We start from the raw sequence: 379 nt of genomic DNA, 5'->3' as shown, positions 1-379 counted from the left end.
ATCGTGGTGCGGGCGGTCGCCGGCGTCGTGACGTCGCCGGAGCTCGACCCGGGCCCGGCGCGCGTCGAGGTCGCGGCCGCGGGCTGGTTCGGCATCTACGACGTGATGATTCCCGCCGCCGGAACACACCGACTGTTCGATCTCGAGGAGATCGTCATCTCCGAGCACAAGGTCATCGTCAAGGGCGACCGCGGTGACGTCGGTGCAGGTGTGAATCTCGCTGGGACGGTGGCGAACTACGCCGAGCTCGCTGCGATCACCCTCGGCCCGGCGGACGCGGGCAAGGCGTACGTCAACAACGGCGACGGCCTGCTCTACGTCTGGTCCGGCAATGGGTGGCCGGCCGAGGGTGACGGCGCCGCGTTCCGTGGGCTGCAGG

The 379-nt window shown here is 69.9% G+C and carries 1 protein-coding gene; it reads left to right on the top strand.

The features are described from left to right. Positions 1-379 (top strand): hypothetical protein (locus AC1DYG_RS20610; RefSeq protein WP_477641689.1); only part of this gene is annotated, 379 nt, incomplete at both ends.

This window comes from Pedococcus sp. P1_H8 (genome assembly GCF_056405175.1).
The sequence above is the reverse complement of the archived record's forward strand: the minus strand, read 5'-3'. Positions and strand labels throughout refer to the sequence as shown.